The sequence below is a fragment of the Streptomyces sp. NPDC051104 genome (assembly GCF_040682835.1).
Lineage (GTDB): Bacteria > Actinomycetota > Actinomycetes > Streptomycetales > Streptomycetaceae > Streptomyces > Streptomyces cynarae.
Window position 1 is genome coordinate 527,273 of the sequence record NZ_JBFBBS010000001.1, and the last position, 17,285, is coordinate 544,557.

Sequence of the window (17,285 nt, forward strand, 5' to 3'; positions counted from 1 at the left end):
ACCGGAATCCCGAGATCCTCCTCAAAGCCGGTCGGCCGGAGATTCCGACCGCCGCGCGGGGCGAGCCGCAGGCAGCCCCGGCCTTGGCCGTCACCGGGGCGGATACCGGAGAGAATGACCGTCATGACGGCCGCACGTTCCCCCTACTCCCCCGCCGACCGCCCCCGACTCGGACTGCGGGAGAGGAAGAAGATCAAGACCCGCGAAGCGATCCGTGCCGCGACGTACGCGCTGATCAGAGAGCAGGGGTACGACGCCACGACGATCGAGCAGATCGCCGACCGGGCCGAGGTGTCGCCGTCCACCGTCTTCCGTTACTTCCCGACCAAGGAGGACATCGTCCTCACGGACGAGTACGACCCCCTGATGCTGGAGGCGTTGCGCGCGCGGCCCGAGGACGAGCCATGGATGGACTCCATCCGGTACGTGATGGGCAAGGCCCTCGAGCTGAGCGAGCAGGAGGATCCCGAGGTGCTCCGGCTGCGGGCGCACCTCGGGGCCCAGGTCCCCGCTGTCCGCTCCCGGTACTTCGAGAGCATGTCGGAGACCGGGCGCCTGCTCCGCCAGGCCCTCGCGGAGCGCACCGGCCGCGACCCGGAGAGCCTTGAAGCGCGCGTCTGCGCCATGGCGCTCATCGGCGGCCTGATGGAGGTGTCCATGTACTGGGCGGAGAACGGCTTCGAGGGCGAGCTCCGTGACCTGATGGACCGGGCGCTGGACGTCATGGAACACGGACTCGAGCGGAGACCCGAAGGCTCCTGAGCCGCCCGCGCGCGTGCCATCCTGACCAGTTGACGTCCTCCCCCTCCGGAAGGAGGGGGATTCCTGGCTCAGGCTGCCTCCGGGAGCAGCGCTCCCGGAGGTCTTATGCCCTCAACACCAGCCGGGATGAGACCAGCCCGGATCAGCATCACGCGCGCGGAGTTCTTGTCCCTCGGGGACACGACTCCGCACGCGGTGCAGGTGTAGGTACGTTCCGAAAGAGGAAGTGCGTGCTTGGTTCTTGCTCCGCACGACGCGCAGTCCATGGTGGTGTGCGCGGGGTGCACGAGACGGATGTCCCGCCCGTGCTTGCGGCCCATCTCGATCAGGGCCGTCTTGGTGGCGCCGATCGCGGCGTCCGCCGCCTTGCGCGCCATGGTGGTCTTGGCGAGGAACTTCGGCCGGAAGTCCTCGACGGCGATCGCGTCGTGGTCGCGGACGACGCGCTTGGCCCACTTGCGAGCGGTGTCCTGCCGCTGCCGCGCGACCTTCTTGTGCAGCTTCGCGGTCTGCCACTGCACCTCGCGGTAGCCCTTGGACGCAGCCTGCCCGCGTGCGGGCTTACGGCGCGCCATCATCCGCTGATAGCGGGCCAGCTTCTGCGTGACGTTCTTCCCGTGCTGGGCGTGCGGCAGGTCGTGCGCGTCGGATGTGGTGGTCGCGGTCTCCTTGACGCCCCAGTCCACGCCGAGCGCGCGGCCGGTCTTGGGGAGCGACTGGACTTCGGTGGCGACGACGAACGACGCGTACCAGTGCCCGAGGCTGTCCCGGTACCTCCGTACCGAGGACGGTACGGAGGGCAGGTCCCGCGACCACACCACCGTCAAAACGATCCCGCCAGCGAGGTGCAGACGGTCGTCTTTCAGTCGGAATCCACGGGTGGTGTAGTTCAGCGTGGGCAGCGCCTCGCGCTTCTTCTTCACCCTGGGCATGCCCGCGCCCTGCCGGATCGGCAGCCGCTTCTTGATGTCCTTCAGCGCCTTGGAGCGGGCCATGCCGAAGTCCCGGATGGTCTGCTGCTGCGGCACCGACGCGCCGTCACGGAGCCACGACAGCTTGGCGCGGGCCTCGGTCAGCATCTTGTCGGGCTGGGCCGGGCCGCACGTCAGCTTGTCGTCCGGGTGCGCGCGATTGTGGGCGTGTATTTGCCGGGACTTGGCAACGCATTCGTTCCACACCCAGCGGCAGCGGTCCCACTCGGCGAGCAGGGTGGTGCGGGCGGTCGACGACACGCGCAGCCGGTAGGTGTACCGGGCGTGCCCGGCATCCTCCCGCTGCTTCTGTGGTGTCACCATGGCATCATTTTAGCATGGAAGACGAGAAGCGGATCTCTCTCCGCCTGCCAACAGAACTGCATGCACGGCTCGTTGATGAGGCTCGCGCCGACCGGCGGTCCCTCAACTCTGAGATCGTCCACCTGCTTGAGGTCGCGCTCGGCCTGGTGGACGGAGACGACCCATCGCCCTGACGGCGATTGCTCTTTCGCTACCCTGCTCCGCAGGGGTCCGTATTTCTCCCCGGCCTGAAGGCCGGGGCATCCTCGGAGGTATCAGGTGAACGGACCCGAGATCCACATCGAGTTCGCCCCCGAGCTGGGGCTCTTCGTTCCGCATGCGCGGCGCGGGCGCCCCACGCAGGTCGTCACCGACGGGGCGTCCACGCTCGGTCATGTCGTCGAGTCGCTCGGTGTGCCGCTGACCGAGGTCGGGGCGCTCGTCGTGGACGGCCACGTCGTGGCCGCGTCCCATGTGCCGGCTGCCGGGGAGACCATCGAGGTGCGCCCCGTGGAGCGGCCCCAGCGGGTGCCGGGCGCCCCGCTCCGCTTCCTCCTCGACGTCCACCTCGGCACCCTGGCCCGCCGGCTGCGGCTGCTCGGCGTGGACGCGGCGTACGAGTCCACGGACATCGGGGACGCGGCCCTCGCGGCCCGGTCCGCCGCCGAGCGCCGGGTGATGCTCAGCCGTGACCGGGGGCTGCTGCGCCGCCGCGAGCTGTGGGCGGGCGCGTTCGTCTACAGCACCGGGCCCGAGGAGCAACTCCGCGACGTGCTCGACCGGTTCGCGCCCGAGCTGCGGCCCTGGACGCGCTGCACGGCCTGCAACGGCCTGCTGCGCGACGCCACCAAGGACGAGGTCGCCGACCAGCTCGAACACGGCACGCGACGGACGTACGACGTCTTCGCCCGCTGCCTCGACTGCGGCCGCGCGTACTGGAAGGGCGCACACCACGACCAGCTGGAGGCGATCGTGGAGCGCGCCCTCGCGCAGGGATCGAGCCCGGGCTAACGCCTCTTCATGTCACCCCGGGAGCACGCCATCCCGTCCCGGTTCGGGTCGAGGCCCAGCGGGTCGTCCTTGCCGTCGACCTTCAGGCGGCCGTAGTCGTTCGTCTTCAGCCAGGCGCAGCGGGCGGCCGTCGTCTTCTTCACCTGAGGCGGGAAGACCGTCGGCACGCACACGTTGACCGAGCCGTAGTGCCGGTCGCAGCCGGAGATCGTCGGGCTGACCTTCTGCGAGGTGTGCTTGCGACCCGCACTCGTCGTCCTGCCCTCCAGGGAGTCGGCGAAGGAGTGGACGTGGGCGGTGGTGGCCGTGTCCGCGCTCAGGGCGGCCGGGCCCTGGAGGTGGATCCACTGAGCCACGGACGGGACGCCGTTCGCGTCGACCGCGAAGAGCATGTACCAGCCGGGCGGGGCCAGGTCGGGGTTGCTCGTCACGTTCAGGTCGACGTTGTTGCCGTTCACCGACAGCGGCAGGTCCACGAACCGCTGGTTCGGGTCGGAGGAGTGGGTGACCGCCGCGGGCCGGATCAGCTCCGCCTTCGCGATGGGCCGGTCGACCGTGATGCGCTGGGTGGTGCCGTACGTCCACTCGTTCGTGATCACCGAGGTGATCGTCGGGCGGGTGCCCTTGAACAGGTACGGCGGGGAGTAGATCGACACGTTGTGGTTCCACGTGCCGTTGCCCGGGTTGTCGCCGGTCGCCATGATGCGGCCGTCCGGCAGCAGGAACGCGGAGGAGTGGTAGCCCCGAGACTCGGGGTCGGCGGCCACCGGGTCGAACGTGGAGGTGTTCGGGTCGAAGATCGACGATTCGTAGACCGGGTTGGCACGGTTGTGCAGGGCGCCGCCCGTCTCCAGCACCTTGCCGTCGGGCATCAGGACCGCCGAGACGTACATCTTGCCCTGGTTGCCGGTCTCGGCGACCTTGCCGCCTCCGAGGTCGACCGCGCCCTGCGGCAGCGGCGGCCCGGCGACGTGGGCCGGGCCGGCCTGCTTGAGGTCGATGATGTCCGTCAGCCGGTTGGCGTCGGGGTCGGAGTCAGGGCCGTGCGGAGCCTCTGCGGGTCGGTGGTCGGGGCATCACACGTGAAGTTACGGCAGACGTATGCGGTCGGTTCATCATCGACCAGAATCCGGTCAACCAGGAGTGGCAGCTCATCACTCTCCGGGGTGCCGATGGCCACGACCGCGCCGGGTGCCGTGCCCAGAAGTGCCGTGCGGTGCAGGGCCCTGGTGCCGGGGTCGTCGAGCGCCGGGCCGACGATCGCGACCTCGCGCGGCCCGTCGAGGAGCGCCTCGGCGACCGCGAGCCCCCACCCGACGAAGCGCGGCACCCGCGGCCCGAGCGCCTTGACGACACCCAACGCCCGCTCGGCCGCGGCACGGTGGGGTTCCGAACCGGTCTGGGCGGCGTACGACAACAGCGCGCCCGTGGCGGCGGTCCAGCCCGACGGGGTGGCGTTGTCGGTGGGGTCCTGGGGGCGGCGGATGAGCTTCTCGGCGTCCGCGGCGGTGTCGTAGAGCGTGCCGCTGTCGTCGGTGAACCGCGTGAGCACGTGGTCGAGCAGGAACCCGGCGAACTCCAGCCACACGCCCTCACCGGTGACGGAGGCGAGCGCCAGGAAGCCCTCGGCCACGTCCGCGTAGTCCTCCAGCACGCCCGCGTTCGCGCCCACCCGGCCGTCCTTCGACGTACGGACCAGACGGGCGTGCTCGTCCAGGTGCAGCCGTACCAGCAGGTCGGCGGCGCCGAGCGCGGCGTCCACGAGGTCGGGGCGGTCGAAGTACGCGCCGGTCTCGGCGAGCGCGGCGATCGCGAGGCCGTTCCAGGCGGCGACCACCTTGTCGTCGCGGCCCGGGGTGGGGCGCCCCGCCCGCTTCTCCAAGAGGCGGCGCCGGATCGACTCGATCCGCTGGGCGTCGAACACGCCTTCCTGCTGGGGAAGCTGCAGCACGGAGGAGCCGTGCTCGAAGGTGCCCTCCTCGGTCACCTCGAAGTACCGGGCGGCGAGTTCGGCGTCGTCGGCGCCGAGGGCCTCCCTCAGCTGCTCCGGGGTCCACACGTAGTACGCGCCCTCGACGTGCCGGCCCGTTCCGTCGTCGCTGTCGGCGTCCAGCGCTGAGGCGAACCCGCCCTCGGCGGTGCGCAGATCCCGCACCATGAAGTCGGCGGTCTCCAGGGCGACCCGGCGGGCGAGGTCGGAGCCGGTGGCACGCCACAGGTGCGCGTAGACGCGGCACAGCAGGGCGTTGTCGTAGAGCATCTTCTCGAAGTGCGGCACCACCCAGTCGCGATCGACGGAGTAGCGGGCGAAGCCGCCGCCGAGCTGGTCGTAGATGCCGCCTCGGGCCATGCGCTCACAGGTGTCCCGCGCCATCTGCAGGGCGCCCTCGGAGCCGGTGCGGGCGTGGTGGCGCAGCAGGAACTCGATCACCATGGACGGCGGGAACTTGGGCGCCCCGCCGAAGCCGCCCCGCTGCGCGTCGTACTCACGGGTGAGTCCGAGGAGCGCCTGGGCGAGCTCCTCCTCGCCGGGCGCCCGGGTGTCGCCGTAGCTGATCTCGCGCTGGGCGAGGTCCCGCGCGATCTTCCCGGCGACCTCGGTCACCTCGTCCCGCCGATCGGCCCAGGCCTGCTGGACGCCTTCCAGGATCTGCCGGAAGGAGGGCATGCCGTGGCGGGGGGCGGGCGGGAAGTAGGTGCCGAAGTAGAAGGGCTCGGCACCCGGGGTGAGGAAGACGGTCATGGGCCAGCCGCCGTGGCCGGTCGCGGCCTGGACGGCCTCCATGTAGACGGCGTCGACGTCGGGGCGTTCTTCGCGGTCGACCTTGATGCTGACGAAGTGCTCGTTCAGGTACGCGGCTGTCGCGTCGTCCTGGAAGGATTCGTGAGCCATGACATGACACCAGTGGCAACTGGAGTAACCGACGCTGAGCAGCACCGGTACGCCTCGTTCTCGGGCCTCGGCGAAGGCCTCGTCCGACCAGGGCCACCAGTCGACGGGGTTGTCGGCGTGCTGGAGCAGATACGGGGACGTCTCATGGGCCAGTCGGTTCACCGTTCCACTCTCCCACGGCGACGGGCACCGCGGAGAACAGCGGTCCGACGGGCGCGCCCACGGGGGCGTCCTCGCATGTGTGGGCGCTTTTCGGCCACCACGGCCGTGTCGCCCGGCGGTGCCGCATCGGCCGAGGCCGTTCACGGCACCGCGAAGCGCGAGCTCATCCCGAGGGGAGAGGAGCCGGGGACGAGCGGGGAGCCCTCAGCCCTGCTGAGCCGTCAGCCCTGCTGAGCCGTCAGCCCTGCTGAGCCTTGGGCGTGCCCTTGGCCGCCGCCGTGCCCGAGCCCTTCTTCCCTGCTTCCTCGTTCGAGGCGTCGGCGTCCTCCTCGAAGGACACCTTGCCCATGTGCTTGTTCATGGACTTCATCAGTCCCCACACGGCCACTGCCATCACCGCGAAGACGATGAAGCCGAGGACACCGGGGGTGACCTTGTTCTCGTCGACGTCGGCCAGCGGCACCAGGTGCGTCACAGCCAGGCTCACGCTTGCGCTCATGTCAGGCATTGTCCCTCAGGGCCGGCGGACGCCTGCAAAGAGGTCGTCCTCCGGGAGCGAGGTGTCCACGAGCGACTTCGCCAGCTCGTACTCCTCCGTCGGCCAGACCTCCTTCTGCAGCTCCATCGGGACCCGGAACCAGCCGCCGTCGGGATCGATCTGCGTGCGGTGCGCGATCAGCGCCTTGTCACGGATCTCGAAGAAGTCGGCGCACGGGATGTGGGTGGTCAGGGTGCGCTCGGCGCGGTTGAACTCGTCCCACCGCTTCAGCCACTCCCCGTAGGGCGACTCCAGCCCGCGCTCGAGCAGCGCCTTGTGCAGGGCTTCGGTGCGGGGCCGGTTGAAGCCCTGGTTGTAGTACAGCTTCTGCGGCTGCCACGCGGGGCCGAACTCCGCCTCCGGGTACTTCTCGGTGTCCGCCGCGCCCTCGAACGCCACCATCGAGATCTTGTGAGTCATGATGTGGTCGGGGTGCGGGTAGCCGCCGTTCTCGTCGTAGGTGGTGATCACCTGGGGACGGAAGGAGCGGATCTTCCTCACCAGCTCGCCGGCCGCCTTGTCGACGTCCTCCAGGGCGAAGCAGCCCTCCGGCAGCGGGGGCAGCGGGTCGCCCTCGGGCAGGCCGGAGTCGACGAAGCCCAGCCACTCCTGCTTGACGCCGAGGATCTCGCGGGCCTCGTCCATCTCTTTCTTGCGTACCTCGTGGATGTGCTCCTCGATGTACTTGTCGCCCTGGAGCTTCGGGTTGAGGATGGAGCCGCGCTCCCCGCCCGTGCAGGTCACCACGAGCACGTCCACCCCCTCGGACACGTACTTCGCCATGGTGGCCGCGCCCTTGCTCGACTCGTCGTCGGGGTGGGCGTGCACGGCCATCAGTCGCAGTTGGTCAATCAAGACTCGATCCTCGGTCAGTCGGCAAGTCGGCGCCCGGTGTGATGCGGCGCGATGGGCGGCTTCTATAGTGACCGAACCGGGGCGCGAAAAATTCCGGGTCCGGTCCCCGGACGTCCTTTTCGGGACATCCGTCCCGGCCCCCGGCCGAGAGGACGATCATGACCACGGTGAGCACGCGACTGCCCGAGGACCGCTACGGGCGCTCCTCGGACGAGCGCGCCGACCGCACGCTCAAGATCGTCGGCAGTGTGCTGGGAGCGGCGCTGCTCGTGCTCGTCGGCTGGTTCGCGTACCACTATGTCGTCCAGAACGAGATCAGCGGCCAGGTCATCACGTTCGAGACCTCGCAGGACACGGTCAAGGCCCACCTGGAGGTACGCAAGGACGCCGACGCCACCGGCTACTGCACCCTGCGGTCCCAGGCGGCGGACGGCACCGAGGTGGGCCGCGCGGACTTCCGGTTCGGCGGGCACGCCACACAGATCGACAAGGTCGTCACGCTGCGCACCACCGCGCCGGGGACGACGGCGGAGCTGCTGGGCTGTCACGCCGACTGATGTCACTCGTGTCGCGTAGCCTCTGACCTGCGTTGAGTAATTCTGATGGCTTATGTCCTCCCCCTTTCGCCGGTGAATTGTTAGGCTCGTGGTTTCGCCCACCCGTGGAGGAACATGCTTCTGGGTAGGGCGATGCTTTGTATTCCAAGTACCGACGAGGAGCACCTGTGACCCAGACCAGCGAGAACGTCACCTGGCTGACCCAGGAGGCGTACAACCAGCTCAAGGCCGAGCTGGAGTACCTTTCTGGTCCTGCGCGCACGGAGATCGCCGCCAAGATCGCGGCCGCGCGCGAGGAGGGCGACCTGCGTGAGAACGGCGGGTACCACGCGGCCAAGGAGGAGCAGGGCAAGCAGGAGCTCCGTGTGCGCCAGCTGACCCAGCTCCTGGAGAACGCCAAGGTGGGCGAGGCTCCGGCGGCCGAGGGCGTGGTGGCACCGGGCATGGTCGTCACGATCGCCTTCGACGGTGACGAGGACGACACCCTGACCTTCCTGCTGGCCTCGCGCGAGTACGCGAGCAGCGACATCGAGACCTACTCACCGCAGTCCCCCCTGGGGACGGGTGTGAACGGCAAGAAGGTCGGCGAGGACGCCGAGTACGAGCTGCCGAACGGCAAGAAGGCCATGGTGCGGATCCTCAAGGCCGAGCCCTACCAGGGCTGAGGCCGAGCCCTACCAGGGCTGCCTTCTCCCGACACTTCGCGGCCCCTGGGCGCTTCGGGCGCCCCCGGGGCCTCGTCGCGTCCCGGGGCCTTGTCAGGCCGGGGGCCCAGGGCCGGTGGCCTCCGGCCGGACCGCCGGAGGCCACCGTGGTGTCATGCCGTCGCCGAGCGGTACTTGCGGACCGCGAGCGTACGGAAGACCAGGAGGATCACCACCGACCAGATCAGCGAGGCCCACACGGGGTGCTGCATGGGCCAGGCGTCTGGCGTCCGGAAGCCCGGGGGAAGGTTGCCGAACAGTTCGCGGCACGCCTGCACTGTGGCGCTGAACGGGTTCCACTCCGCGATGTGCCGCAGGAAGGACGGCATCTGGTTCGCGTCCACGAACGCGTTCGAGATGAATGTCAGCGGAAACAGCCAGATCAGGCCGCCCGAGGTCGCCGCTTCAGGAGTGCGCACGGACAGGCCGATCAGCGCGCCGATCCACGAGAACGCGTACCCGAGCAGCAGGAGCAGGCCGAATCCGGCGAGCACCTTGCCGAGGTTCTCGTGCGTGCGCCAACCGACGATCAGGGCGACGACCGCCAGGACGACGAGGGTGAGCGCCGTCTGCACCAGGTCGGCGATGGTGCGGCCGGTCAGCACCGCACCACGTGCCATCGGCAGGGAGCGGAAGCGGTCGATGAGGCCCTTGTGCATGTCGTCGGCGATGCCCGCGCCCGCGCCCGCCGTCGCGAACGTGACCGTCTGGGCGAAGATGCCGGCCATCAGGAACTCGCGGTAGGCCTGGGTGGTGCTGGACGAGCCGACCTGGATCGAACCGCCGAACACGTAGGTGAACAGCACCACGAACATGATGGGCTGGATCAGCCCGAAAATGAGCATCTCGGGAATCCGGCCCATGCGAATCAGATTCCGCTGGGCGACGACCAGTGAGTCGCGGACGGACTGGACGACGGGGTTGGCGGGCGCCGCGACGGGCACGGCGTCGGTTCCGGCACTCACTTGGCGGTCTCCTTGGTGCGCTTGCGGGCCTTGGGGTCCTCGGCCGCGCCGGTCTCCTCGGGCTTCTCCTCGGCGGCGTGGCCGGTCAGGGACAGGAAGACGTCGTCGAGGGTGGGGCGGCGCAGCCCGATGTCGTCCATCTCGATGCCGCGGCCGTCCAGCTCGCGGATGATCTCGGCGAGCAGCTTGGCGCCGCCGACGACCGGGACCGTGAGCTTGCGGGTGTGCTCCTCGACCGTGGTGTCGGCCTTGCCGAAGCGGCGCAGCACCTCGGCGGCAGTGGCGATGTGCTCGCGCTCGTGCACCACGACCTCGACGCGCTCGCCGCCCGTGCGTGCCTTGAGCTGGTCGGAGGTGCCGCGGGCGATGACCCGGCCGTGGTCGACGACGGCGATGTCGTGCGCCAGATGGTCGGCCTCTTCGAGGTACTGGGTGGTCAGCAGCAGCGTCGTGCCGTCGGAGACGAGCTGTTTGATGACCTCCCACAGCTGCTGGCGGTTGCGCGGGTCGAGGCCGGTCGTCGGCTCGTCCATGAACATCACGGGCGGCCGGACCACCAGGGCGGCGGCGAGGTCGAGGCGGCGGCGCATACCGCCGGAGTACGTCTTGGTGGGGCGGTCGGCGGCGTCCGTGAGGTGGAACTGCTCCAGCAGCTCGGCCGCCCGCTGCTTCGCCGCCTTGCCGCGCATCTGGTAGAGCCGGCCCACCATCTGGAGGTTCTCGCGGCCGGTCAGGTACTCGTCGACCGCGGCGAACTGCCCGGACAGGCCCACCGAGCGGCGCACCGCGTCCGGGTCCTTCAGCACGTCGATGCCCGCGACGAGCGCCCTGCCGCTGTCGGGGCGCAGCAGGGTGGTCAGGCAGCGGACCGTGGTGGTCTTGCCCGCGCCGTTGGGCCCGAGGAGACCGAGCACGGTGCCCTGGGGGACGTCGAGGTCGACGCCGTCCAGAGCCCTTACGTCGCCGAAGGTCTTCACCAGGCCTTCGGCTTGGATGGCGCCTGGCATATGAGTTCTCCACGTCGTCGGAAAAACGGCGAGCCGCCGGGGACAGGGGTATGGCAAAGTACGCGCAAAACGCGATGAGGGCGAGACCCGTCACAAGGTGACGAGGCACAGGGTGACGAGACACACACCATAACGCGATGTATCGCGTTGCTCAACGGATTTTCTCCCACTGCTCCCGACACGCCCCCGACCTCAGCCGATGACGGTGTAGCCCGCCTCCCGCAGCGCGTGCCCGACCTCCGCGCAGTGCTCCGGGCCCTTCGTCTCCAGGTGCAGCTCGACCTCCGCCTCCGTGAGCCCGAGCCGGGGATCGGTCCGCACGTGGCTCACGTCGAGGACGTTGGCGTCCACCAGCGACAGCACCCCGAGGAGCGTGGCCAGGGCGCCCGGGCGGTCGGTCAGCCGCAGCCGTACGGCCAGGTAGCGGCCCTGCGCGGCCATGCCGTGCCGCAGGATGCGCTGCAGCAGCACCGGGTCGACGTTGCCGCCGGACAGCACGGCGACCACCGGGCCCTCGAAGGCGCCCGGATCGCTCAGCAGCGCGGCGACCGGGCTCGCGCCGGCCGGCTCGACGACCAGCTTCGCCCGCTCCATGCAGAGCAGCACCGCGGCGGACAGCGCGTCCTCGGACACCGTACGGACCTCGTCGACCAGATCGCGGACGATACGGAACGGCACGTCACCGGGCCGCCCCACCCTGATGCCGTCGGCCATGGTCGCCGCGCTCTCGACCGACACCGGCCGCCCGGCCGCCAGCGAGGGCGGGTACGCGGCCGCGCCCTGCGCCTGCACGCCCACCACCCGTACGTCCGGCCGCAGCGCCTTCACCACGGTCGCGATGCCCGCGACCAGCCCGCCGCCGCCGGTGCCGACGACGATCGTGCGCACGTCGGGGCACTGCTCCAGGATCTCCAGGCCCACCGTGCCCTGGCCCGCGATGATGTCCGGGTGGTCGAACGGGTGGATGAACACCGCGCCCGTCTCCGCCGCGTACTCCTGCGCGGCGGCCAGCGTCTCGTCCACCACTTGGCCGTGCAGCCGTACGTCCGCGCCGTACTCGCGGGTCGCGCTGATCTTCGGCAGCGGGGCGCCCTTCGGCATGAACACCGTGGAGCGCACACCGAGCAGCGCGGAGGCGAGGGCCACGCCCTGCGCGTGGTTGCCCGCGCTCGCGGCGACGACCCCCGCGGCACGCTCCTCGGGCAGCAGCCCCGCGATGCGCACGTACGCGCCGCGCAGCTTGAACGACCCGGTCCGCTGGAGGTTCTCGCACTTCAGGTGCACCGGGGCGCCGACCAGCTGGGACAGGTGCCTGCTGCCCTCCATGGCGGTGACACGTGCGACACCCGAGAGCATCTTCTGGGCGCCCCGGACGTCGTCCGGCGTCACCGTCGGCAAGGAGTCGGCCGTGCTGTAGTTCATGACCACCAGTCTCGCAGTTCACGCCCGTCGACAGCGGCCGTGACCAAGGCGCGAAACGGGTTTGCACAGCCCTGGTACGTCCTGCGCCCCGGCCGCGTACCCTGTCCCCCAACCCAGCTCCCCACGCACGAAGTGAGCCCCCGGCGATGCCCACAACACCTGAGATGTCGATGGACATGACCGACATGAGCACTGTCGGTGACACCGGTCTTCTGGACACGCTGCAGCACGAGGTCGCGGTGTTCGCGCGCCGTGCCGAACAGACGCGGCTCGGCGGGGTCGGGCAGGTGCGCAACTCCATGGACCGTGCCGCGTACCTGCTGCTCAACCGCTTGGACAAGGAAGGCCCCATGGGCGTCAAGGCGCTCGCCGCGAGCATGGGCATCGACTCCTCGACGGTCACCCGGCAGGTCGCCCCGCTGGTCGACACCGGTCTCGTCAAGCGCACCTCGCACCCGGAGGACGGACGCGCGGTGGTGCTCCAGCTGTCCCCGCGCGGGCTGTCCCGGCTCGAGGAGGTACGTTCCTCCAGGCGCCAACTCATGGCCGAACTGACGCACGACTGGGCGCCGGAGGAGCGCGAGACGTTCACCGCCCTCCTCACCCGCTTCAATGTCGCGCTCTCCGCCCGGCAGGGCACGCAGGGTGTGGCAGGACCGGAGTCCCAGCCGGCGTCCTGAGCCCCGCACGCGTACGCCGCGACGCCGACACACGCGCGTGCGGGTGCTCCAAGGCTCTTGACCCGGGGGGCGCCGCCGGTCTCCTATGAGAGCGGGTCCCCGTCGTCCGTACGCCGTCCGGCGTGCCGCACGCCCTCGACGCCGTACGTACGCGACGGGTCCCGTCCCCTCACGGTCACCCTCAGGCGGGAGGCGCGGTGCGAGAACGGCATGCGTCCCACGGCGCCCGCCGGGCCCGGGAGTTCCAGGCGTTCTTCGCAGGCGCTGCCGGGCGGCTGCTGCATGCCGCGACCCTGCTCACCGCGGAGGCCCCCGACGACAACCCGCGCGCACGGCGTCTGCTGACGCTGGCCCTCGCCCAGACGTACGCCTCCTGGGACCGGCTGCGCGGCGAGGACCCCTACGCCCGGGCACGCCAGCACCTGGCCACCCGCTTCGCGCGCGAGGCGTGGCACCAGTACGGGGCGCTCGGCCGGCACCGGCCGGCCCCGGGCAGCCCGCTGGTGAACCTGTCGCCCCAGGAACGGCTGATCCTCGTCCTGAGGATGTACGAGGGGGTCGCCGAGGAACAGACGGCGGCGCTGCTCGGCCTGCCCGTCGAGCGGGTTCGGGCCATCTGCGCCCGGGCGATGGCGACACTCCTGCATCCCCCGGCAAGGTCTGCGCCGACGATGCCGGCACCGGAGGTGGCGCCGTCGTGACCGTGCCGTACGCGGACGTGCGCGGCCCCCGGCCCGCCGCGCACCGCCGGACCGCCCGCCCCGGGCCGTGTGCCCGAGGAGGTGCCCGGTGAACGTGTCCGAACGGGAGGCGACCGTGCGGCGGATGCTGGAGCGGACACCGCCTGCGGTGCCGCCGGACCTGTACGGGGACGTGGTGCGGCGCGGCAGCCGCCTGCTGCGCCGCCGCACGTTGGCCCTCCGTGTGCTGTGGCTGGCCCTGCTGGCCGCGGCGCTCGCCTTCACCGTATGGGCGTCGGTCGCCCGCCCCTGGGTGGAGCCGCCGTCGACGACGACTCCACCGATCAGCGACTGATGAGGCAGAGGGTGAGGCGGTGCCTCAGCCGAGGGCCTGCTTCAGGTCCTCCAGGAGGTCGTCGACGTTCTCGATGCCCACGGAGAGACGGACCAGGTCGGCGGGTACCTCCAGGGCCGAGCCGGCCGCGGACGCGTGCGTCATGCGCCCCGGGTGCTCGATCAGGGACTCGACGCCGCCGAGCGACTCGCCGAGCGTGAACACCTTGGCCCGGTTGCAGACCTCGACGGCCGCCTCCTCGCCGCCCTCCACCCGGAAGGACACCATGCCGCCGAACGCCTTCATCTGCTTCGCCGCGACCTCGTGACCGGGGTGCTCCGGCAGGCCCGGGTACAGGACGCGCTGCACGCGCGGGTGCCCGCTGAGCATGTCGGCGACCTTGGTGGCGTTCTCACTGTGCCGGTCCATGCGCACGGCGAGCGTCTTCGTGCCGCGCAGCACCAGCCAGGAGTCGAACGGGCCGGCGACCGCGCCCATCGCGTTCTGGTGGTACGCCAGCTGCTCGCCGAGCTCCTGGTCGTTCACGATCAGTGCCCCGCCGACGACGTCGGAGTGGCCGCCCATGTACTTGGTCAGGGAGTGCACGACGACGTCCGCACCGAGCGCGAGCGGCTGCTGGAGGTAGGGGGTCGCGAACGTGTTGTCGACGACGAGCCGGGCGCCCGCGTCACGGGCGATCTGAGCGACGGCGGCGATGTCGGTGATGCCGAGCAGCGGGTTGGAGGGGGTCTCCACCCACACGACCTTCGTCCTCGGGGTGAGGGCGGCCCGCACGGCGGCCGGGTCGCTGGTGTCGGCGACCGACCACTCGACGCCCCACCGCGAGACGACCTTGGCGAACAGGCGGAACGTACCGCCGTAGGCGTCGTTCGGGATCACCACGTGGTCGCCGGGGGCGAGCAGCGTGCGCAGCAGGCAGTCCTCGGCCGCCAGTCCGGACGCGAACGCGAGGCCTCGCCGGCCGCCCTCCAGGGCGGCGAGGTTCTCCTCCAGGGCGGTGCGGGTGGGGTTGGCGCTGCGGCTGTACTCGTAGCCGCCGCGCAGCCCGCCGACGCCGTCCTGCTTGTAGGTGGAGACCTGGTAGATCGGCGGGACGACCGCGCCCGTGAGGGGGTCGGCGGTGTTCCCCGCGTGAATCGCGAGGGTCTCGAAATGCTGACTGATGTGCCTGTCGCTCATGGGTTCCGAGGGTAGTGCGCCCGCGGCCGGGACGCGGGATCGCGAGGCCGGGCGCCCCGGAACGGGGGCGTCACCGCTGGGAACGGGGCCCTCTGCAGCCGGAAACGGGGACCGCCGCACCCAGGAACGGGCCCGGGCGGCCGGGTTTTCCACAGCGCGGCGACCAGGATGGCCAAGTGTCGGGCCGGTCTGGTTCGCTTGGGCCATGGTGATTCTTTGGGTCCTGATGGCGCTGGCCCTGTTCAGCATGGTCCTGCTCCCCGTCCTCATGCGCCGGCGAGCGGGCATCCAGCAGGTCTCGCCGGGCGACCCGGACGCCGCGGACCCGGCGAACTACGGGTTCGTGCGCCAGGAGGAGCTGGACGTCCGCATGCCCGGCCCCGACGAGGACCTGCTGGACGTCCTGGACGTGGTGCAGCGCACGCAGGACTACCGCGCGGCCGCCCAGCTCCTGGCCGGCACGGAGGCGGAGAGCGAGACGCGCTGGCAGCGCGTGCAGGCCTTCGCGGGCGCCGCGTCCCTGGAGCTGCAGCAGCGGCCCGGCGGGGTGAGCGAGACGCCGGGCGGACAGTGGCTGCGGGTGTGGCGGGCCGAGGCGCCCAAGGACGCGGGGGGCGCGGCCGTGCACGCGGAGTTCCTGGTGCAGCAGGCGTGGCGCACGTCGACGCCGGGGACGGAAGAGTTCCGGATCATCATGGAGGAGGCCAGGTCGGCGTGCGGGGAGGCGGCGCTGCCGGCCCCCGGCGACCCGGTCCCCTACATCGTCGAGCTGTCCGTGGCCCGCGGCCTTGCCTACCCGCAGCCGGAGTTCGAGCAGCTGTGGCTGAAGATCCTCGACCGGGCGCCCACCCACATGGGGGCGCACCTGGCGGCGCTGCACTACTGGTGCGAGAAGTGGCACGGCTCGCGGGAGCTGGCGTACTCCTTCGCGGAGGCGGCCGCGGCCCGCGCCCCGCAGGGCTCGCTTCTCGCGGCCATGCCCCTGTTCGCGGTCTTCGAGCACCTTCCCGAGGTGAACCTGGTCAGCAGCTTCTACCAGAGCGAGGTAGTGACGAGGGCCATCCACGGCGCGCTGCACGCGGTGCACTCGGCCCGCCCCGACGACCCGATGCTGGCGCACGTCCGCCATCTGCTGGTGTTCTTCCTGGTCCGCAGCGAGCGCTGGGCGGAGGCGATGGCCCAGCTCGTCCACGTCGACGGCCACGTGGGCACGCTGCCCTGGACCTTGACCGCCGACCCGGCGGCGGACTACGCGGTGTACCGGGCGCTGGCGGTGGCGGGGTACGAGGCGAACGGGGGGAGCCCGGCGACGCTTCCGCACTGAGCAGGACGGGTGGGACGTGCCCCGACCCGGCCCGGGTCCCGGAATGTCCCGGGAAACCCGCAGGTCGACCTACGCGGACCGGCGCCCGCCGAGACCTGAGGCCGCCGCCCCGGCACAGTCGAAAATCGATGGCCAAGGGGAGTCGCTCGGCCTCACCCTGTACGCCATGGAGGAACCGCAACGAAGGATCCGCGCGCTCCACACGGAGTCCACGATCACCGTCTACCAGGCATACGCACCGGAGATCGGCATTCCTGCGGTTCGCCGAGGCCGCTTCCCCGCTGGGTGGAAGCGGGACCGAATGACGTGGATCAAGCCGTCGTTCCTGTGGATGATGTACCGCTGCGGCTGGGGCACAAAGACAGGGCAGGAGATCGTCCTTGCTGTCGAGATCACTCGCGACGGCTTCGAGTGGGCGCTGCGCAACGCATGCCTGTCGAGTTACCTACCGGGGCTGCATCCCGACCGCAGCACCTGGCAAGGCCAGGTGAAGCGGGCACCGGCGCGTGTCCAGTGGGACCCCGAGCGCGATCTGCACCTCCAGCCTCTGCCGTACAGATCGTTGCAGCTCGGGCTCTCCGGTGAGGCCGTACGCCGCTACGCGGACGAGTGGACGGTCTCCATCAGCGACGTGACTGCGCTCGCCAGCGAGATCCACGCACTCGTCGGCCGCGGCGACCTGGACGCCGCGGCCCGACTGCTGCCCAAGGAGCGGGCATATCCCGTCGAGGACGAACTGATGGCCCACCTGCGCTCATGACTGGGCACGCTCATCGAACGGCCGGCCTCGATCATCACCGGCACAGCCCCCTGCCGTACTCGGGAGCCACCCGGCAGGCCGACTGGGCGGTCAGGCTGTCCGTTTGACAGGAGGATGGCGAGGTTTTCCGCTGGAAGGGAGAGCGCTGGTCCGGCGT

18 protein-coding genes and 1 pseudogene are annotated in these 17,285 nt (G+C 70.7%); 10 read left to right on the forward strand and 9 right to left on the reverse strand.

All coding sequences use genetic code 11. From position 1 onward, the window contains the following. Nucleotides 1-114: 114 nt before the first annotated feature. The gene (locus tag AB0N14_RS02590) at nt 115-762 is read left to right on the forward strand and encodes a TetR family transcriptional regulator (protein WP_366023893.1); all 648 of its coding nucleotides are present in this window, start codon (nt 115-117) and stop codon (nt 760-762) included. A gap of 68 nt (nt 763-830) precedes the next feature. On the opposite strand, the gene AB0N14_RS02595 is transcribed toward AB0N14_RS02590, so the two are convergent. Next, nucleotides 831-2,057 carry a transposase gene (locus tag AB0N14_RS02595; RefSeq protein ID WP_366023894.1) on the reverse strand — a complete coding sequence of 409 codons (1,227 nt, stop codon included), beginning with the start codon at nt 2,055-2,057 and terminating at the stop codon, nt 831-833. A gap of 14 nt (nt 2,058-2,071) precedes the next feature. Between AB0N14_RS02595 and AB0N14_RS02600 the strand changes: the two genes are divergently transcribed. Beyond that, on the forward strand, nt 2,072-2,230 hold the full coding sequence (locus AB0N14_RS02600) for an Arc family DNA-binding protein (protein WP_366023895.1): 159 nt from the start codon (nt 2,072-2,074) through the stop codon (nt 2,228-2,230). A gap of 85 nt (nt 2,231-2,315) precedes the next feature. After that, entirely contained in the window at nt 2,316-3,047 is a 732-nt protein-coding gene (locus AB0N14_RS02605) for a Mut7-C RNAse domain-containing protein (protein WP_366023896.1), read from the forward strand. Here AB0N14_RS02605 and AB0N14_RS02610 read toward each other — a convergent pair. From AB0N14_RS02610 to mca, 4 genes and pseudogenes are all read right to left on the reverse strand, one after another. Continuing rightward, nucleotides 3,044-4,084 (reverse strand): annotated as a pseudogene (locus AB0N14_RS02610) (galactose oxidase early set domain-containing protein); the annotation flags it as partial. The gene AB0N14_RS02605 and the pseudogene AB0N14_RS02610 overlap by 4 nt on opposite strands. Then, the gene (locus AB0N14_RS02615; RefSeq protein WP_366023897.1) at nt 4,057-6,102 is read right to left on the reverse strand and encodes a thioredoxin domain-containing protein; all 2,046 of its coding nucleotides are present in this window, start codon (nt 6,100-6,102) and stop codon (nt 4,057-4,059) included. The gene AB0N14_RS02615 and the pseudogene AB0N14_RS02610, both read right to left, overlap by 28 nt. A gap of 238 nt (nt 6,103-6,340) precedes the next feature. Then, nucleotides 6,341-6,610 carry a hypothetical protein gene (locus tag AB0N14_RS02620; RefSeq protein WP_366023898.1) on the reverse strand — a complete coding sequence of 90 codons (270 nt, stop codon included), beginning with the start codon at nt 6,608-6,610 and terminating at the stop codon, nt 6,341-6,343. A 6-nt stretch (nt 6,611-6,616) separates the two neighbouring features. Next, entirely contained in the window at nt 6,617-7,495 is an 879-nt protein-coding gene (gene mca, locus AB0N14_RS02625; RefSeq protein WP_366023899.1) for a mycothiol conjugate amidase Mca, read from the reverse strand. 158 nt (nt 7,496-7,653) lie between these two features. On the opposite strand from mca, the gene AB0N14_RS02630 reads away from it, so the two are divergent. Then, complete coding sequence (locus AB0N14_RS02630; protein WP_366023900.1) at nt 7,654-8,052, forward strand: DUF4307 domain-containing protein; 399 nt, start codon at nt 7,654-7,656, stop codon at nt 8,050-8,052. A 167-nt stretch (nt 8,053-8,219) separates the two neighbouring features. After that, nucleotides 8,220-8,717, forward strand: a complete 498-nt coding sequence (gene greA / locus AB0N14_RS02635; RefSeq protein WP_366023901.1) for a transcription elongation factor GreA — start codon at nt 8,220-8,222, stop codon at nt 8,715-8,717. A gap of 152 nt (nt 8,718-8,869) precedes the next feature. Here greA and AB0N14_RS02640 read toward each other — a convergent pair whose 3' ends face one another. The 3 genes from AB0N14_RS02640 to ilvA all read right to left on the reverse strand — a co-directional run bounded on the left by AB0N14_RS02640 (nt 8,870) and on the right by ilvA (nt 12,150). Then, nucleotides 8,870-9,721 (reverse strand): ABC transporter permease, encoded by an 852-nt coding sequence (locus tag AB0N14_RS02640; protein WP_366023902.1) that lies wholly within the window; start codon nt 9,719-9,721, stop codon nt 8,870-8,872. Further along, a complete protein-coding gene (locus tag AB0N14_RS02645; protein WP_366023903.1) occupies nt 9,718-10,728 on the reverse strand; it encodes an ATP-binding cassette domain-containing protein in 1,011 nt (336 codons plus the stop codon). Before AB0N14_RS02645 ends, AB0N14_RS02640 begins: the two co-directional genes overlap by 4 nt. Before the next feature lie 192 nt (nt 10,729-10,920). Then, nucleotides 10,921-12,150: a threonine ammonia-lyase gene (gene ilvA, locus AB0N14_RS02650; protein WP_366023904.1), complete on the reverse strand. Its 1,230-nt coding sequence runs from the start codon at nt 12,148-12,150 to the stop codon at nt 10,921-10,923. Between the two features lie 146 nt (nt 12,151-12,296). On the opposite strand from ilvA, the gene AB0N14_RS02655 reads away from it, so the two are divergent. The 3 genes from AB0N14_RS02655 to AB0N14_RS02665 all read left to right on the forward strand — a co-directional run bounded on the left by AB0N14_RS02655 (nt 12,297) and on the right by AB0N14_RS02665 (nt 13,865). Next, complete coding sequence (locus tag AB0N14_RS02655; protein ID WP_236041378.1) at nt 12,297-12,830, forward strand: MarR family transcriptional regulator; 534 nt, start codon at nt 12,297-12,299, stop codon at nt 12,828-12,830. 197 nt (nt 12,831-13,027) lie between these two features. Next, entirely contained in the window at nt 13,028-13,531 is a 504-nt protein-coding gene (locus AB0N14_RS02660) for a sigma factor-like helix-turn-helix DNA-binding protein (RefSeq protein WP_366023905.1), read from the forward strand. Between the two features lie 88 nt (nt 13,532-13,619). Continuing rightward, the gene (locus AB0N14_RS02665; RefSeq protein ID WP_366023906.1) at nt 13,620-13,865 is read left to right on the forward strand and encodes a hypothetical protein; all 246 of its coding nucleotides are present in this window, start codon (nt 13,620-13,622) and stop codon (nt 13,863-13,865) included. Nucleotides 13,866-13,889: 24 nt separating this feature from the next. On the opposite strand, the gene AB0N14_RS02670 is transcribed toward AB0N14_RS02665, so the two are convergent. After that, nucleotides 13,890-15,044 carry a cystathionine gamma-synthase gene (locus tag AB0N14_RS02670; RefSeq protein WP_366023907.1) on the reverse strand — a complete coding sequence of 385 codons (1,155 nt, stop codon included), beginning with the start codon at nt 15,042-15,044 and terminating at the stop codon, nt 13,890-13,892. Nucleotides 15,045-15,249: 205 nt separating this feature from the next. Here AB0N14_RS02670 and AB0N14_RS02675 point away from each other — a divergent pair, with 205 nt between their 5' ends. Further along, complete coding sequence (locus tag AB0N14_RS02675) at nt 15,250-16,368, forward strand: hypothetical protein (protein WP_366023908.1); 1,119 nt, start codon at nt 15,250-15,252, stop codon at nt 16,366-16,368. A gap of 166 nt (nt 16,369-16,534) precedes the next feature. After that, the gene (locus AB0N14_RS02680; protein WP_366023909.1) at nt 16,535-17,128 is read left to right on the forward strand and encodes a DUF4291 domain-containing protein; all 594 of its coding nucleotides are present in this window, start codon (nt 16,535-16,537) and stop codon (nt 17,126-17,128) included. The last annotated feature ends 157 nt before the right edge of the window (nt 17,129-17,285 follow it).

Coding starts and splice junctions, on each gene's coding strand:
- AB0N14_RS02590 (WP_366023893.1), top strand. CDS start 115: ATGACCGTCATGACGGCCGCACGTTCCCCCTACTCCCCCGCCGACCGC.
- AB0N14_RS02595 (WP_366023894.1), bottom strand. CDS start 2,057: ATGGTGACACCACAGAAGCAGCGGGAGGATGCCGGGCACGCCCGGTAC.
- AB0N14_RS02600 (WP_366023895.1), top strand. CDS start 2,072: ATGGAAGACGAGAAGCGGATCTCTCTCCGCCTGCCAACAGAACTGCAT.
- AB0N14_RS02620 (WP_366023898.1), bottom strand. CDS start 6,610: ATGCCTGACATGAGCGCAAGCGTGAGCCTGGCTGTGACGCACCTGGTG.
- AB0N14_RS02630 (WP_366023900.1), top strand. CDS start 7,654: ATGACCACGGTGAGCACGCGACTGCCCGAGGACCGCTACGGGCGCTCC.
- AB0N14_RS02645 (WP_366023903.1), bottom strand. CDS start 10,728: ATGCCAGGCGCCATCCAAGCCGAAGGCCTGGTGAAGACCTTCGGCGAC.
- ilvA (WP_366023904.1), bottom strand. CDS start 12,150: ATGAACTACAGCACGGCCGACTCCTTGCCGACGGTGACGCCGGACGAC.
- AB0N14_RS02655 (WP_236041378.1), top strand. CDS start 12,297: ATGCCCACAACACCTGAGATGTCGATGGACATGACCGACATGAGCACT.
- AB0N14_RS02670 (WP_366023907.1), bottom strand. CDS start 15,044: ATGAGCGACAGGCACATCAGTCAGCATTTCGAGACCCTCGCGATTCAC.
- AB0N14_RS02675 (WP_366023908.1), top strand. CDS start 15,250: ATGGTGATTCTTTGGGTCCTGATGGCGCTGGCCCTGTTCAGCATGGTC.
- AB0N14_RS02680 (WP_366023909.1), top strand. CDS start 16,535: ATGGAGGAACCGCAACGAAGGATCCGCGCGCTCCACACGGAGTCCACG.